Origin of the sequence: Winogradskyella thalassocola, from assembly GCF_900099995.1 — a bacterium.
In the GTDB taxonomy this organism is placed as follows: domain Bacteria; phylum Bacteroidota; class Bacteroidia; order Flavobacteriales; family Flavobacteriaceae; genus Winogradskyella; species Winogradskyella thalassocola.
On record NZ_FNCZ01000001.1, the window covers coordinates 1,247,805 to 1,264,724 of the forward strand.

Genomic DNA, 16,920 nt, shown 5'->3' on the forward strand with positions numbered 1-16,920 from the left:
TGTTTCAATAAAGGTATTAAATTCAAATATAATAAGGTATTTTTTAATGTATTTGATTTCTTCAGGTTTTCGCAATATTAAAACGAATAGCCAATAGCGAAGTTAAGCACAGGTTCGTCATATTTAAAATCGAAACGTTTTCCTGGTGCTAATGACGGATCGTGGAAAGGTGCTGCCAAATCGAAACGAATAACAAAACCTTGCACATCAATATGCAACCCAAATCCGGCTCCCATACCTAATTCATTGATGAAGTTAGAGGTGAATTTATCTTCTCCGTCAAACACAGAATTGGATTTAGAGTTCCAGACATTTCCAGCATCGGCAAATACCGCACCTTTAAAATATGAAACTATAGGAAAACGATATTCTACATTGGCTTCTAATCTAATATTTCCGGTTTGATCCCAATAGGTTACATCGTCGTTATTGCTATCGTCATTGTAAGTTCCTGGTCCTAAAGAGCGCGTTTTAAAAGCTCTAACACTATAAGGGCCACCTGAAAAATATTGCTTTACATACGGAATAACATCCGAGTTTCCATAAGGTAAGCCGTAGCCAGCAAATAATCGTGTTGCTAAGGTTTGTGCTCTATCTTTACCGAAGTTAAGATGGAACCTTAAATCTAAATCGGCTTTCGCATATTGCGCATATTGCAATCCTAAAAATTCTTTTGGTTCGCCAGAAGTGGTTTCTTTTCCTAGCAAACTAATCGAATTACCTGCAACATCTAAAGTTGTGTTTAGGTAAAACTGATTAGGATCGTTGGCATCTACCATTTCGTTATAAGTAAATGAAAAGGTCATACCTGAAATAAATTGCTGATCGAAACTTTGTTGTAAGTATGAATTTTCGTCTAAAATAGTTTCAAATTCAGCGGTCGTATTTGAAAGTTTAGTGTAGCTTATTGAAATAGGATTAAATTGATAGGTTATAAATTTATTGGCATTCCAAGAGTACCCAAACTGCCCAGTTCCTGAAAGTAAAGTATACAATTCACTCCGATTCAAATAATTAAGTCCAACACTTGTTTTTGTTTTTGGGATGGAATATTTAAAGAAATCCGTATTGATTTTTACAGGAAATAAAACACGTGGAAAAATAATCTCAGTGGTTAGACCTAATTCTACACTGCTAAGTCCTGTGTTGTCACCACTGATAAATTGCGATTCGTAACCAACATTTGTGCTAATGTTTAACGTTTCTCCTCCTTTAAAAACATTACGATTACTGTAGGTTAACGCTAAATGAGGACCTGTGTAATTATTGGATTTGGTGACGGCTTGTATTTCGGCACGGACGGCACGTTTAGTTAGTGGTGATAAAAAAATATTGGTTTCGAGAACTCCTAAACTATCCGTGAGTAGCGAATCAACTTCTTTATATTGAATGTTGACATATTTATACGCTCCAATTTTTGATAAGCGCCTGGCGGTATTTTTAGAATTTTCAGGACTGTAGAAATCACCTTCATTTAGTGTAATAAATTCATCGAGGAATTTAGGTTTTATAAACAGTGTGTCTTGTATGTAATTCTTATTGTTGAACCGTTCTGTTTTGGCGTATGTGGAATCTTGTAAGTCGTAATTAGCAAAGACATTTATCTTTGAAATGCGATAAGGAATAGTCGCTTTTTTAGGAACTTCGGCTTTCAATTTTAAAAATAAATCGAAGCGTTTATTGTCGTATTGATTAGTATCTGCTTCAAAAATGAAAAAATCAGGATTGAGATTATAATAGCCTTTTTGCTTTAGTTGTGCATCAATACGCTGGCGTTCTAATTTCATATTAGACAAATCGAAACGCATGTTCTTTTGAAATGGGGATTTGTCAGTTTCCTTTTTTACATCTTCATAGAGTGGTGAAGGCATAGAGTCAATTTGGAAACGCTCCATTTTATAAGGTTCTGTAATTTTTAGTTTATAATTAATGGAGGCTTCCATCTCTTTTTCTTCAAAAGCGGAAGTTGCAGTGCTGTAGAAAAATCCTTTGTTTTCAAGGCGATTTCTTAGTACGTCTTCAATCTCAAAAGGTTCTACGCTAGATTGATAAATAGGTTTTTCTCCTATTTGTTTATATAGCCATCTGTTGATGAAACCTGGTTTTTTCTTTTGCATTTTGTAATAATAATACAAGCCTAAATGCATTCCCAAGAACTTAGAATTCGGTTCAGGTCTTAAAACGGTTTCTAATTCTGTTTTTAGTTCTTCTTCATTTTTTATGATAGAATCCGATTCAATTTCAATTTTAGCACCAGTATATAAACGTTCGCCTTCAGGAATGTGTTTTTTTATACTGCAGGAGTATAAAATCATTCCGAAGAAAATAAAAGAGATACTATGTTTTAAGATTCTTTTCAAGTTTAATTCTTTTTCTGTTCTATACTTTCGTCCGTTGCTTCTTGCTGTTTTTCTTGTGCCTCTTTCTCGGTTTCAGGTTTTGCTTTCTTCTCTTTTTTAGAACGCAAAATAGCATCCCAAAGTTCGCTAAATTGATTGAATTCTTTTGTGAATATTAAACTAATACCACTCACTATGGTTTGGCCATCTATCACATTTTCAAATTCACTTTTTCTAAAGCCCTTTAGTCGGTATCTGCCGTCTTCTGTTAATGCATATTCTAAGCTTACATTACCAATTACAGGTGCTTCCTCATCAGTGCTACTGCTGCCTTGTATGTCTACGTCACTACCAACACTAACCGTTAATCTGTCGTTAAACAATTTTTTCTTTGCTGCGATTTCTAACTCAGTACGATCTGATGGTGAATCGCCTTGATAATCGGTGTAGCTGTTAAGTCCAAAATCGAGCTCTATACCAGTACCACCTAATATTTTATCAGAAAATGTATTTAGCTGATCGGATACTGCATCATTTAAATTGTCTCTTGCAATTGTAGCAAAGCCTCCGTCACTACCATCACTGCCAGAATCTGGATAAAAACGATTGAGCACTAAAAGTGAAAAAACTTGGCGATTAAGTTCTCCTTCTTGCTGGTTCACTTGTTGTACTCTAGAATATACTTGTCCGCTAATGGCACCTTGGTCTTCTTCTGGCATATCTAAACCAAATGAAATTTTAGGTTGTAATAATTCGCCATCAATATTGAGGTAGACATTAAAAGGTAAAACTTCTTGGTATTTAGTTTTTACAGAGGAATCTGCACCAGAGATTTGCGATGCCATCAATCCGTAAGCCGAAGTTTCTAAATTGTATATGGCGCGTATATCTAGTTTCGCATCAAAAGGATCGCCAGACCAAGTGACACGACTGCCTTGAGCAATTAAGAATTTTCGATTCACTAAATTGTAAAGGTTGAGTTCGTAATGGCCTTCTGAAATTTCATAGGCACCAGTAAGTGTGATTCGCCCATTTGGTTTCATGGTGAAAACAAAATCACCTTCACCTGAAATTTTAAAATTATCTCCGGTTTCTTCATCTATAATTATAGTGACTGCTGCATTTTTTCCAACGTTGAATAACGCTCTAATATCAAAGCCTTTTATCGTAGCCGTTTGTTCTTCAGTTTGGGTGAGAATAGCATCTCGATTTTCACGATTAACAAATACAACAACTCCATCGCGTTCCTCCACACTGGCTACTGATGATGGTAGTACATAAGTGAGATCGGTATCGGAACCTAAAGTGAGTTTGGCGTCTAATTTTGGGATTTGTAAATCGCCAGTTAGTTTTGCATTGGCGTCAAAAGTGACCTTGCCGTAGAATTCTTGATTGTCTTCTTTTGAAGCGTTTAAGACTTGAAAATTTGTAGTTTTTACACTTAAATCGAATGTTGGATTGATAAAACTCTCGGTACCAACCTTACCAGAAAGTACCAAGGCATTATTGTTTTCATCACGAATGGTGAAATCTTTCATTGAAAGGCCATCATTATTGATGCTCAGCGTTTCTTTAGTCATGCTAAATTTAGTGTTCAGTTTAGCGACATTGAAACCAGCATTGTTGAATGTTATAGAACCATCATACTTTAAATCTGATGTTGAACCTGTAACTTTAAAAGCACCAGAAAAACTACCGTCAGCATCTTTAATTTCACCCATAGATAAGGTGTTGAGTGCTTGTATTTTGAATTCGTTGATATTAAAATCGAGATCGAGATTTGCTATGTTGTTAGTGACAGTGTAATCACCGACGAGATCAAAATCAATATCACCACCTTTTAGTCCAGCATTAAAAGCATAACTATTGTCGTCCAATGAATTTCCATTCACGCTTAAAGTGCCTAAATCGGTTTTAAGCATGTTTAATTGTTCAATACTTAAATCGGCTAAAATACCAGCATTAGTAAACGGATCTTCGAGAATAAAATTACCATTTAGTTGCCCGGTTGCTAATTCGGCTTCTGGATTTAAATAATTAAAGATGGCATTGATGTCAAAATTCTCGAATTCAATGGCAATATGTTCTTTCGAAATTTGCTCTAATTTGTCTGTAAGCGCAATAGATTGATTGTTTTGGTTGATTTTAAAGTTATTAAATTCGAGATGCTTATCTGTTAGGATGATTTCATTGTCTTCAGGAATTAACCATTTCTCTTTATTGAGTATTAAGCTATCCGGATTTACTGTAAATCTTAAACGCTCTCTGCTGCCAGTGATTTTGGTGTTGACATTCATGAGTTGCTCTCCTTGATGATAGCCCAAAAAGTTAAGCGCTAATTCGTTGTTGGTTTGGTGGCCAGTTATGATGGTTTTAGGCACATCTAACGGACCAGCAGTGATGTTTTTAAAACCTAGATTAAAATTGAAATTCTCTTTGTCGGTGTCCATAGAAAAAGCAAGACTGTCCAATTTATTGCCGCTATAGTTAATATGTGGCGCCGTAATATTTGCTTGTAGTTGTCGCGCTTTTTCGTTGAAATCTACAGCCACGTTAATGGTGTCTAAACCTTGAACATTAACTAAGAAGACGTCATTCAGTAAAGGGGATTGCGAAATTTTACCTTTGAGGTTTAAGTTCACAAAATCGCTAATTGTGTCTGAGACATTTTCATCTCTATAAAAATAACTTAGAACGTGTCGTTTAATCGCTTTACTAAACGTTTGAGGATTGGTATTTGACTTTAAATCAAGATCTAAAATGTTGTTTTTAACCGAAACCGAAGTCGTGTCTCTATCCACATGCGCCATGGCTTTAATATCACCTATTAAATAACTTCTATTGTCATACACAACAACACCGTTGTCAATGTTAGCGCTAGCATCGTAAGTTTCACCATTACCTTTAAAATCTACAGTGACATTCATGGCCGTTCTAATATTACGACTCATTACACCAAGCGCTTCTAGGTTGGCGCCAATAACGTTAATTTTAACTTTAGCTTCAGGAGAAATAGAATCTAAAACCACAAAAGCATCTAGGTTCGCATTGAGATTACTGTCTTTATATTGCGACTGAATATTTCCTGTTCCGTTTTTAATATCACCATTAAGATGAAGATCTTTTATAGCATAATTATTAAGTTGAAATTCAGAAATAGTAGCATCCAAAATGGCATCGAGTGTGTTGATGGTGTTCCCGCTTCCTTCAGATGTAAGGGTAAGACTTAGTGTTCCAAATTGTGGATTGTTAAGCAATTCATTAACTTTATAATCTTCAATAGCGACTGTAGCATTAAACGCAATTTTATCCGTGTTTTTATAACTACCATCAATATTCGCAAGGCCTTGAGAGCTTGTTAGGTTTGCTTTTGCTGAAATGTCTTGAGGGTTGCCTTTGAGTTGTGCTACAAATTTCACGTCATTTGGAAAGCTAATTCCTAAGTCTTCCTCATTTACAAACTGAATTAAATCAGATCGCTTTGTAATTGCTGAAAACTGTGGAATATCAAATTGAAGTGTTTCAGGATTGGTGACGTTTTGAAGCGTTCCTTTAGTGGAGATTTTTGTTGAATTTCCCCAGTTAAGTTCTGCTTTATTCAAATTAATTGATGCTAAAGTTCCGGAAGCATTTAGATTTCCTAGAATTAGTTTTTTGCTTAATTTATTGAGGTATTCGTTATTTTTTAAATCAGGTTGAAATTTGAAAATCTCTGTCAATGAGAGTTGAAAGGCTGGGAGGTTTAAGTTGACCTTAGTAGTTTCAGGAGCTTCTATTAATTTTGAAAGTGACTGATACTCTAAATGTGCATCACCTGAAATTGAATTGTTATTTAATTTGAATTGTAAATCATCCAAACGCATATCTTGATCTGTAGCGTTAAAATTAACAGCCAATTGATTGAGGTTTAATCCTGAATATTCGTTAAAATTTAGTTGTTCTAAGTCTAGTGTCGCTTTTTTATCTTTTAAAGAAATGTCTTTCGCTTGAAGCGTAAAATTTGAAAGTGCGATAGCATTCGGGTTAAAAATATCCTTTGTAGGTTTTGCGTTACCCACGCTATAATTAATCTGATTGTTTTCAAAATCAATGGACGCAGTATTAATTGTTAGTTGTGGCCATTCAAACGTTGTGATGTCTGTTTTTACTTCCTCAGTAACTTCCTCTATTTTTTGCGTTAAGCCATTAATTTCAGCGTCTGTGGTTAAGCTGATTTTAGAATTTTTAAGCGTGATTTTTTTAAGATTGAAATCACTAGCTGCTAAATTTATGAGTGGTGATTCTGTTGAGAATTCTGAAATATCAACATCTGCAATCAAACGGTCAGGTTGCGATTCGTAATAAGCAACCACATTGTTTAGCGCAATAGTTTCAAAAGCTAATTTTGGTAAAGGAGTATTTGAAGTTGTGGTGTCAATCGCCACTGGTTTTTGAATAAACTTGATATTAGCATCACTGAGTTCAACCGTTGAAGCATTAAAAATCATGTCTTCAATATTGGTGGTTTTCATATTAGCCTTCAACTTCCCAATTTTAAATCTAGAATCAATGCCTGCAACCGCATCATCAAAAACAACATCAAAATTATTGAAATTTAAGTTGCCTAAAACAAGGTTCAGTGGAGTAGAGGTGGTATCTGTTGCAACAGCTGTAGTGTCGGTAGAAGCAAAAGCATCAATTAGAAATTGAAAGTTATAACCTTCAATGCTATCTTTTCTAATCACATTGGCACGCAAACCATCCCAATCTAAAGCATCAACTCCGATGCCATTACCACTTATGATTTTAATTAGAGGGATGTTAGCTTCCAATGATTTTGAATAGACTAAGGTGTCTCCTTTTTTGTCTTCGAGATACAGGCCATCGAGTTGTATATCACCATCAAACGTAATAAAAAGTTTTTCTATGGCGACCTTAGTTCCGGTTTTATCAGAGACGTAACTGACTGCTTTATCCACAATGATACCTTGTCCCCAAGGGCTACGAACAAAAAGAATTACCAAAAAAAAGAACACAAAAATGCCTAACAGTACGCGTAAGGTTCTGCGAAACCAACGATATTGTCGTTTTTTTGGTATTTGAGGCTCTGTATTTTCGATCTTGTTCAATAGTCAAATATATACGTGTAAAAGTATAACTATTGTCTTTAATGCTAATAATATTAACGCTCTCACATTAATTTTTAACTAAAATTAAAACTAAAAAATAAAAAAGCCGAACGATTTGTTCAGCTTCTATTTTGTTAAATGCAAGGTTGTTTTAAGCAACGTGCTGTTCGAGTTTTTCGTTTGATTTCAATACCGTTGAAAAAATAGGCTTCAAAAAACGTGCTAATTGATCAAATTCTATTAAAAAAGCATCGTGGCCATGCACCGATTTAATTTCATGAATATGAACGTTGTCTTTCACTGCTTTTAAGTCCACATAAGTATTCCAATTTTCATCCGCTTTAAAAAACAAATCAGAATTAATAGTGATGATATGAATATCACTTTCAATTTTTGAAGCGACTTCTAAAAAATCAGTTCTGTTTCTTGTAATATCAATAGTACGCAAAATTTGATTCATCAGTTTATAAGCTGCCACCTGAAAACGATTGTCTAGTGCATTTCCATGATAACTCAACCAAGATTCAATATTGTAAAGGGCATCGTTTTTCTTAGTGCGATCAAATTTTTGTGTTAGCGATTCTGGTGTACGATATAAGGTCATGGCGTGCATTCTAGCATCCACTAGTGGTTGTGTAGAATTATTCAATATCGCATCTTGAATGTGGCAATTCGCAATGACCCAATCCGTAGATTTCCAGTCGGTCGCAATAGGAATTAAATGTTGAATTAAACGAGGTTTTAGTGCGGCTAATTCCCATGCAATTCCCCCACCGACAGAACCACCTATAACCGCAAATAAATTTTCAATTTCTAATTGTTCTATAGCTAAAGCAAATAGTTTGGCAATGTCTCTTGCTGTAAAATCTTTATAATTTTCAATGCAGTTATCTGCAATATTATCGTAGCCATTACCAAGAATGTTAAAGGCTAAAATAGTATAATCATTAGTGTTAATACATTTGTCGTCTCCAATAATATCATTCCACCAGCCGTCTTCTCCAACCACATTTGAGTTTCCGGTAAGGGCATGGTTGACTAAAATTATGGGTGCAGAATGTAATGCTTTACCAAAAGTTTGGTAAGACAATTTAGGGGTAATTGTCTTACCGCTTTCAGTAACATAATTAGTTAGGGTTATGTAGTGTAAATGTGCCATGGCAAATTTTTATATAGCTGTATATTCTTTTTCTACGGAAATTTTTAAAGGTGTTTTATTCTGTAAATTATCCTTTACAGGACAACGTTCTTCAACAATTTGAAGCCATTTTGTTAAAACTTCAATACTGGCATCGGTCTCTGGAATAAGGTTGAGGTTAATGGTTTTAAAGCCTGCGCGTTCTTTGGTAGAGGTACCTAAAAACCGATCCGGATTTAATTCACCCGTCACTTCAATCTTTAAATTTTTAATTGTGAAACCTAATTCCTTGGCTACGAGATGTCCGACAACATTGGCACAACCAGCAAAGCCTGCTAAAATGTATTCCACCGGATTGGCATCTTCATCGGTGCCGCCTAAAGCTTCAGGTTCATCTACAACTAAAGTAAATTGTCTTGTTTTTCCTATAAATTGGGTTGCAGAAGCACTGTCTCCTACAACGGAGAATTTTAAATCACTCATGTTTTTGTCTTTTTAGAATTGAATATTATAAAACAGATGCCTTTATAATTAAAGACATCCGTCTTACTTCACAATTTAAATTTAATTTTGAAGGGCTTTTTTCTGTTTTACAACAGCAAAAGCTTCTTTTAAATCGTCTTTTAAATCTTCGATATTTTCAATACCTACAGATAAACGAATTAAATCTTTAGTAACACCTGTGGTTTCTTGTGCATCATCACTTAATTGCTGATGCGTAGTACTTGCAGGATGAATGATAAGTGATTTTGTGTCTCCTATATTGGCTAATAATGAGAATAATTTGGTCGTATCAGCAATAGTTTTTGCAGCTTCGTAACCACCATCCACTCCAAAAGTGACGACGCCACTTTGACCTTTTGGTAAATACTTTTTAGCTAACGCATGATACTTGCTAGATTTTAATCCTGGGTAATTCACCCATTTAACTTCAGGTTGAGATTCTAACCATGTTGCTAATTCAAGAGCGTTTTCACTATGTTTTAGAATACGTAATTCTAAAGTTTCTAAACCTTGAATAATTTGAAAGGCATTAAACGGACTTAAGGCTCCACCATAATCCCGTAAACCTTCAATTCTGATTTTTGCTATAAATGCAGCAGCTCCAATAGCTTCGCTATATACTAAACCATGATAACCTGCAGAGGGTTCTGTGAATTCTGGAAATTTTCCGTTAGTCCAGTCAAAAGTACCAGCATCGATAATGATGCCTCCTAATGATGTTCCGTTTCCGGTGATATATTTGGTTAACGAATGAATAACGATGTTTGCACCGTATTCAATTGGATTTAATAAATAAGGTGTAGCTACTGTATTATCTACAATTAAGGGCACTTTATGCGCTTTCGCTCCTTTCGAAATCGCTTCAAGATCTAAAACATCTAGTTTCGGGTTTCCTAAAGATTCTATAAAAAAGGCTCTTGTGTTTTCTTGTGCTGCTTTTTCAAATTCTTCTGGGTTTGACGCGTCAACAAATGTCGTCGTAATACCGTGTCTTGGTAAGGTAACGCTCAATAAATTGTAGGTGCCTCCATACAAACTGCTCGATGCGACAATATGATCACCAGCTCTTAAAAGTGTTAGTAAAGTTGTTGCAATTGCTGAGGTTCCAGAAGCTGTAGCCACAGCTGCAATTCCGCCTTCTAATGCTGCTAATCGCTGCTCTAGAATGTCGTTTGTTGGATTGTTTAAACGTGTGTAAATGTATCCAGGAACAGAAAGATTAAATCGTCCAGCGGCTTCATCTGAATCTTTAAAAACATACGATGATGTTTGGTAAATAGGAACAGCTCTTGTTCCTGAGGTTAGATTGGTGTCGTGACCTGCGTGCAACGCTTGTGTTGCAAATTTTTGTGTACTCATTTTTCTAAGTTTTTGAGTTAATAAATGATTAAACCAAAAGCCAAATAAGCCTCTTTTGTTCCTTGAGCGTAGTCGAAGGAAGAAGCGTACTTAATAGAAAAATATTAAAAAGAAAATGCTAATTACAGATGAGTAATTAGTCTTGAGTTATCTATCCAATTTTTCGATTAATGAATCAAATAATTAAGTAGAATTTAGCACCTTCTTAGTAAATCTAAGGGTTGCTAAGGCTTCATAGGGTCATTCCCTCCGCCTTTCTTGATAACATTTCAGTAAGTGTTTGAACTTTGTGAGCACAAATATTGCAATACAAAAACTACAAATCCAAATAATTTGTCAATTTTATGAGTTTTTTGTGAAATTCGTAGAATTATGAACTTTTCTTTGCTAAATACTTAGTTTGAATTATTTCGCCTACGGGTTTGTTTTCAATTTTACTCTCTAGCCAAGAAATAATATCGAGGTACAAAAAGGCACGTCGCTCGTACGGATGATCTTCAAAAGTCTTCAACGTTTTGTGTAATTCTCTAAACGCATGTTTAAGATCGTGTGGATAAATATCCTGAAGTCCTCTAATGAATTTTATCATTTCCTTTTGCACTTCATGCAGGTCATTCATCTTTATTAAAAATTTATACGTGCTTCGTAAAAGGGTTTCTAAATGATAATCTAAACCAGCTTCATAATGCGCTACAAGGTTTAGAACTCTCGAAAAACAGAGTAAATCTTCACGCATTGAAAGTGTTTTGTTTGAGATAATTTTATCCAAATATTTTATGCACGCTTTGTTGTTGCCGGCTCCAAAATGTAAACTTGCAAACTTGTAATAAAATATCATTTTATGATGGGGATCAATTCTGTCATTAAAAGGAATTAGTGCTTTTTCTATTTTAGGAATTAAATCTAAGCCGTCCTCAAAACTGCCGTCAATAAAGTGTTTATTGATGCTGTGGAAATTGGTGTAGAGAAAAACTAAAGTGGCCACATTTTCATCTTCGGGAAAATCGGACTTTTGAATTGTGGCTTCAAATTCTGAAAGTTTTTCTGAAAATTTTGGTTTGTTTCCAATAAAAAATAAGGCTTCTAAAAGATAATTATTTCCTTTTAAAAAGAATACAGGATTCAGATTAATCATGCTTGGATTCTGATAAAATAAATCCACCCATTTTGAAGCATATTTATAACAGCTCAAAAAATCTTGAAGTAAAAAACTCTGCCATAAATTAGCTTTGTAAAGCCATAATTTTTCTCGGAATCCTAATTTTTCAATGTTTACTTTAGGAACATGTTTATTAAAATAATTAATAACCATGTTAGCTTCTTTTTCATTTCTTATATAGCCTGTTTTTAGAATGGTGCTATAAAGTTGAAGTGATAAATTGGAGAGTTTACTTGCTATGACATTTAGTGAACTCAACTCTTTGGCTTGCACTGCCAATTCATCTGCGCGAGTACTAATACTTCGTGTAATGTATTGGGATTCAATTACTTTTTCGAGTTCGACAATCTCGAAAGCTGAATTTTTTTCCTCGTTAATAATCGCTAATTCCTTGGCTTTGTCTAAGATTTTCAAGCTTTGTTTATATAAGCCTTTATGGTACAGAATGGAAGCGAAATCGAGTTGTTCTCTTATTTGTAAACGCACATTTTGATGTGATGGATTGAGCTTAAGACTGATTAGAATTTGTTTATACAAATGCGCTTTTACATTGGCAAGTTGTTGCTTTTTTACAATACCACTCTTTAAAATTAAAGCTTCATTGTAGGTTTTAGCTTTGTCCAAAAGATTGAATAAATTCAAGAATTTAGAATCTGAATTTACCCCAAGTCTTCCTACGTAAAGTTTAAATTGCCGTTTTTCGGATTTTGTTAAGGACTTTACAAGTGAGAATAAATTATCTTTTTGGTCTTTAGTTATCAATAGAAAATAGATTTATAAATCTGTAAATCAGTTATTTAAAGTATATTTTGGCAACTGAACATCGTAAACTAACTATATCAATAATGTTTAAATCTAAATCAAAACATACATTCGTTAGACAATACTATAAAATATATTTTGATATATGTCAAATAATAACATACAAATCTTCGATACAACACTTCGTGATGGCGAGCAGGTTCCAGGTTGTAAACTTAACTCAGAACAAAAAGTGGTTATTGCAGAGCAGTTAGATCAACTTGGAGTCGATGTCATTGAAGCAGGATTTCCAGTTTCTAGTCCAGGTGATTTCAAATCTGTAGAAGCGATTTCAAAAATTGTTAAGAATGCTACTGTTTGTGGTTTAACAAGAGCCGTAGAAAATGATATAAAAGTAGCGGCAGAATCATTAAAATATGCTAAAAAGCCTAGGATCCATACAGGAATAGGCACTTCAGATTCGCATATCCTTCATAAATTCAAATCGAACAGAGAAGCTATTGTTGAGCGTGCTTTTGAAGCGGTAAAATATGCCAAGTCATTTGTTGAGGATGTTGAGTTTTATGCTGAAGATGCTGGACGAACAGATAATGAATATTTAGCAAGAGTATGTGAAGCAGCAATTAGAGCTGGCGCAACAGTATTGAATATTCCTGATACAACAGGGTATTGTTTGCCTAGTGAATATGGTGCAAAAATTAAATACTTAAAAGAAAATGTAAAAGGTATTGAAAAGGCTATTCTGTCTTGTCATTGTCATAATGATTTAGGTTTGGCAACAGCAAATTCTATTGAAGGTGTCATTAATGGAGCACGTCAAATTGAATGTACGATCAACGGTATTGGTGAGCGTGCAGGAAATACGGCTTTAGAAGAAGTGGTGATGGTGCTAAAGCAGCATCCTTATCTTAATTTAGATACAAATATTAATACATCGATGCTATTTGGAATGAGTCAATTGGTAAGTGATAGTATGGGTATTTATACACAACCCAACAAGGCAATTGTTGGAGCTAATGCTTTTGCGCATAGTTCTGGGATTCATCAAGATGGTGTGATAAAAAATAGAGCAACTTACGAAATTATCGACCCTAGAGATGTCGGTGTTACGGAGTCGGCTATTGTGTTAACCGCAAGAAGTGGACGTGCTGCTTTGGCTTACAGAGCAAAAAATGTAGGTTATGAACTTACGAAGTTGCAGTTAGATGATGTGTATGCTAACTTTTTAAGTTTTGCAGATAGAAAGAAAGAAATCAATGATAATGATATTCATCAAATTATCGAAACGAGTAATGTGTATCAACAAATAATTTCAGCATAAGATAGATGAGTAAAACATTATTTGATAAAGTTTGGGATTCTCACGTGGTCAGTACTATAGAAAATGGGCCGCAAATATTATATATAGATAAACATTTAATACATGAAGTAACAAGTCCACAGGCTTTTAATGAGTTAGAAGATCGTGGCATTCCTGTATTTAGGTCCAATCAAATTGTGGCTACAGCAGATCATAATACTCCGACGTTGAATCAAGATCAACCGATAAAAGATGAGTTGTCTAGAAAGCAATTGGAGCAATTATCTGAAAATTGTAAAAAAAATAATATAACACTATACGAATTAGGACATAAATATAACGGTATTGTGCATGTAATGGCTCCAGAGTTAGGGGTGACACAACCAGGCTTGACCATGGTCTGCGGTGATAGTCATACGTCTACACATGGTGCGTTTGGGGCCATTGCTTTTGGTATTGGGACAAGTCAGGTGGCGCAAGTATTTGCGAGCCAGTGCTTGTTGCTTACAAAGCCAAAAAGTTTAAGAGTTACCGTTAATGGTAAGTTGAAAAATGGTGTTTTACCAAAGGATGTAATTCTGTATATCATTTCAAAATTAGGAACCAATTCTGGTACGGGCTATTTCTGTGAGTATGCAGGAAATGTGTTCGAAGACATGAGTATGGAAGGTCGAATGACGGTCTGTAACATGAGTATCGAAATGGGGGCAAGAGGGGGAATGATTGCACCAGATGAAACGACTTTTGAATATGTAAAAGGTAGAGAATTCGCGCCAAAAGGTGAAGCGTTTGATAAGAAAGTGGCCTATTGGAAAACCTTGCCAACAGATAGCGATGCTAAATTTGATAAAGAATACAGCTTCGATGCAGAAGATATAGCGCCAATGATTACGTACGGTACTAATCCAGGAATGGGAATTAAAATTTCTGAAACGATTCCTGTGGATGAAAATCCATCGTTTAAAAAATCTTTAGCTTATATGAATTTTGAAGCTGGAGAAAGTTTAATTAATAAGCCTATCAATTTTGTGTTTATAGGGAGTTGTACCAATTCTAGAATTGAAGATTTTAGAGTCGCAGCCAACTATATAAAAGGCAAGAAAAAAGCCGCTAATGTTACGGCTTGGTTAGTGCCAGGAAGTAAGCAAGTGGAAACTCAAATAATAGAAGAAGGTCTAAAATCTATTTTTGATGATGCAGGTTTTGAATTGCGTCAACCAGGTTGTTCAGCGTGTTTAGCGATGAACGATGATAAGATTCCTCAGGGAGAATATTGTGTATCAACCTCAAATAGGAATTTCGAAGGTCGACAAGGGCAAGGTTCACGTACTATTTTAGCAAGTCCTTTAGTAGCGGCAGCAACTGCAGTAGAAGGTAAAATTATAGATATTTCAAGGCAATTGAATTGATATTATCCTGCAAGGCTTCAAAAACCTTGTAGGTATTTAAAATGAATTAAAAGAAGATACCCACTTTTGTGGGCATTACTATGGAAAAGTTTACAACATTACAATCGAGAGCCATTCCATTACATATTGAGAATGTAGATACGGATCAAATTATACCTGCTCGTTTTTTAAAAGCGACAGATAGAGAAGGATTTGGAAACAATGTATTTAGAGATTGGAGATATCACAAAGATGGAACAATTAATACGGATTTTGTATTAAATGATTCAAAATACTCAGGGAGTATTTTAGTTGCAGGAGATAATTTTGGTTGCGGATCGAGTAGAGAACATGCCGCTTGGGCCATAACAGATTTTGGATTTAAAGTGGTGGTGTCTAGTTTTTTTGCAGATATATTTAAAGGGAATGCCTTAAATAATGGATTGCTGCCAGTGCAGGTTTCTCCAGCGTTTTTAAGTGACTTAATGCAGCGAGTTGTGTCCAATCCAGAGACAGAATTAGTGGTTGATCTCGAAAAACAAACCATTTCAGTAAAAGATTCAGAGTTATCCGAAAATTTTGAAATTGATGCCTACAAAAAAACATGTATGATCAATGGTTATGATGATATCGACTATCTGATTAATAATAAAGAACAAATTGAAGCTTTTGAAGCTCAAAAAATATACTAATAATTAAACGTAAGATTTTCGTTAATTCGGGAATTGATTTTTCTTAGATGAAATTAAACATAGCAATTTTACCAGGTGATGGTATTGGTCCAGAAGTTACAAATCAAGCTATAAAGGCTTTGAAAGCAATTGCTTCGGAATTTAATCATAATTTTAAATTTACAACGGCAGATGTTGGAGCTGTTGCCATAGATAAGCATAATGATGCTTTACCTGAGAAAACATTAGAACTTTGTAAGAAAAGTGATGCGATCTTATTTGGAGCTATTGGTGATCCTAAATATGATAACGATCCTTCTGCAAAAGTGCGTCCAGAACAAGGCTTGCTTAAATTGCGTAAAGAGTTGGGTTTGTATGCTAATATTAGACCTGTAAAAGCTTATAAAACCTTATTGGATAAATCGCCATTAAAGAAACATATCATTCAGGGTACGGATATTTCTATTTATAGAGAATTAACTGGTGGTATTTATTTTGGTGAAAAACATACGTCGGAAGATGGTAATTACGCTTCGGATTTATGTGGGTATTCTCGCGAAGAAATAGAGCGTATTGCACATTTGGCATTTGTTGCCGCTGAACATAGAAGTCATAAGGTGACTTTAGTGGATAAGGCTAATGTGTTAGAAACATCTCGACTTTGGAGAAAGGTAGTGAAAGAAGTTGCTGAGCAATATCCAGATGTAACTCTCGACTTTTTATTTGTAGATAATGCAGCGATGCAAATGATTTTAAACCCAAAACAGTTCGATGTAATTTTAACAGAAAATATGTTTGGCGATATTATTAGTGATGAAGCTAGTGTTATCGGTGGTTCTATAGGATTATTAGCATCTGCTTCAGTTGGAGATAAATATGCGATGTTTGAACCTATTCATGGTTCATACCCTCAAGCGGCTGATAAAGGTATTGCAAATCCGATTGCGTCAATTTTATCTGCTGCTATGTTGTTGAGTCATTTTGAGTTACATAATGAAGCCGAATTAATTAGGTTAGCTGTAGAAAAATCGTTAAAATTAAACATTACAACACCAGATATAAATTCGGTGGTAAATACAGTGACGACCTCTAATGTTGGTGACTTTATTGAAGATTTCATTTACAATCCAAAAGATACTAATCTCAATTTTAAGAATATCCATTTAGGGCAGTCTACAATAATATAATTTAA

The 16,920-nt window shown here is 34.8% G+C and carries 10 protein-coding genes and 1 riboswitch; of the genes, 4 read left to right on the forward strand and 6 right to left on the reverse strand.

What is annotated here, in order from left to right; translation table 11 throughout:
* Positions 1 to 77: 77 nt before the first annotated feature.
* The 6 genes from tamL to BLT80_RS05215 form a co-directional block, all read right to left on the reverse strand.
* The gene (tamL, locus tag BLT80_RS05190) at positions 78 to 2,360 is read right to left on the reverse strand and encodes a translocation and assembly module lipoprotein TamL (protein ID WP_394331384.1); all 2,283 of its coding nucleotides are present in this window, start codon (positions 2,358 to 2,360) and stop codon (positions 78 to 80) included.
* 2 nt (positions 2,361 to 2,362) lie between these two features.
* Positions 2,363 to 7,447 carry a translocation/assembly module TamB domain-containing protein gene (locus BLT80_RS05195; protein ID WP_245710117.1) on the reverse strand — a complete coding sequence of 1,695 codons (5,085 nt, stop codon included), beginning with the start codon at positions 7,445 to 7,447 and terminating at the stop codon, positions 2,363 to 2,365.
* Positions 7,448 to 7,598: 151 nt separating this feature from the next.
* Positions 7,599 to 8,606, reverse strand: coding sequence for an alpha/beta fold hydrolase (locus tag BLT80_RS05200; protein WP_092466500.1), 1,008 nt, complete (start codon positions 8,604 to 8,606; stop codon positions 7,599 to 7,601).
* Positions 8,607 to 8,615: 9 nt separating this feature from the next.
* On the reverse strand, positions 8,616 to 9,068 hold the full coding sequence (locus BLT80_RS05205) for an OsmC family protein (protein WP_092466501.1): 453 nt from the start codon (positions 9,066 to 9,068) through the stop codon (positions 8,616 to 8,618).
* Positions 9,069 to 9,149: 81 nt separating this feature from the next.
* Positions 9,150 to 10,448, reverse strand: a complete 1,299-nt coding sequence (locus BLT80_RS05210; protein WP_092466502.1) for an O-acetylhomoserine aminocarboxypropyltransferase/cysteine synthase family protein — start codon at positions 10,446 to 10,448, stop codon at positions 9,150 to 9,152.
* Between the two features lie 144 nt (positions 10,449 to 10,592).
* Positions 10,593 to 10,716, reverse strand: a riboswitch (SAM riboswitch).
* Between the two features lie 102 nt (positions 10,717 to 10,818).
* Entirely contained in the window at positions 10,819 to 12,366 is a 1,548-nt protein-coding gene (locus BLT80_RS05215; protein WP_175455560.1) for a hypothetical protein, read from the reverse strand.
* 148 nt (positions 12,367 to 12,514) lie between these two features.
* Between BLT80_RS05215 and BLT80_RS05220 the strand changes: the two genes are divergently transcribed.
* The 4 genes from BLT80_RS05220 to leuB all read left to right on the forward strand — a co-directional run bounded on the left by BLT80_RS05220 (position 12,515) and on the right by leuB (position 16,915).
* Entirely contained in the window at positions 12,515 to 13,690 is a 1,176-nt protein-coding gene (locus BLT80_RS05220) for a 2-isopropylmalate synthase (protein WP_092466504.1), read from the forward strand.
* 5 nt (positions 13,691 to 13,695) lie between these two features.
* On the forward strand, positions 13,696 to 15,078 hold the full coding sequence (gene leuC, locus BLT80_RS05225) for a 3-isopropylmalate dehydratase large subunit (protein ID WP_092466505.1): 1,383 nt from the start codon (positions 13,696 to 13,698) through the stop codon (positions 15,076 to 15,078).
* Between the two features lie 80 nt (positions 15,079 to 15,158).
* The gene (leuD, locus tag BLT80_RS05230; RefSeq protein WP_092466506.1) at positions 15,159 to 15,749 is read left to right on the forward strand and encodes a 3-isopropylmalate dehydratase small subunit; all 591 of its coding nucleotides are present in this window, start codon (positions 15,159 to 15,161) and stop codon (positions 15,747 to 15,749) included.
* Between the two features lie 47 nt (positions 15,750 to 15,796).
* Positions 15,797 to 16,915, forward strand: coding sequence for a 3-isopropylmalate dehydrogenase (leuB, locus tag BLT80_RS05235; protein WP_092466507.1), 1,119 nt, complete (start codon positions 15,797 to 15,799; stop codon positions 16,913 to 16,915).
* Positions 16,916 to 16,920 lie beyond the last annotated feature (5 nt).

Excerpts from the sequence above, each read along its gene's own strand:
- BLT80_RS05200 (WP_092466500.1), bottom strand. The coding sequence starts at position 8,606 with ATGGCACATTTACACTACATAACCCTAACTAATTATGTTACTGAAAGC.
- BLT80_RS05205 (WP_092466501.1), bottom strand. The coding sequence starts at position 9,068 with ATGAGTGATTTAAAATTCTCCGTTGTAGGAGACAGTGCTTCTGCAACC.
- BLT80_RS05210 (WP_092466502.1), bottom strand. The coding sequence starts at position 10,448 with ATGAGTACACAAAAATTTGCAACACAAGCGTTGCACGCAGGTCACGAC.
- BLT80_RS05220 (WP_092466504.1), top strand. The coding sequence starts at position 12,515 with ATGTCAAATAATAACATACAAATCTTCGATACAACACTTCGTGATGGC.
- leuC (WP_092466505.1), top strand. The coding sequence starts at position 13,696 with ATGAGTAAAACATTATTTGATAAAGTTTGGGATTCTCACGTGGTCAGT.
- leuD (WP_092466506.1), top strand. The coding sequence starts at position 15,159 with ATGGAAAAGTTTACAACATTACAATCGAGAGCCATTCCATTACATATT.
- leuB (WP_092466507.1), top strand. The coding sequence starts at position 15,797 with ATGAAATTAAACATAGCAATTTTACCAGGTGATGGTATTGGTCCAGAA.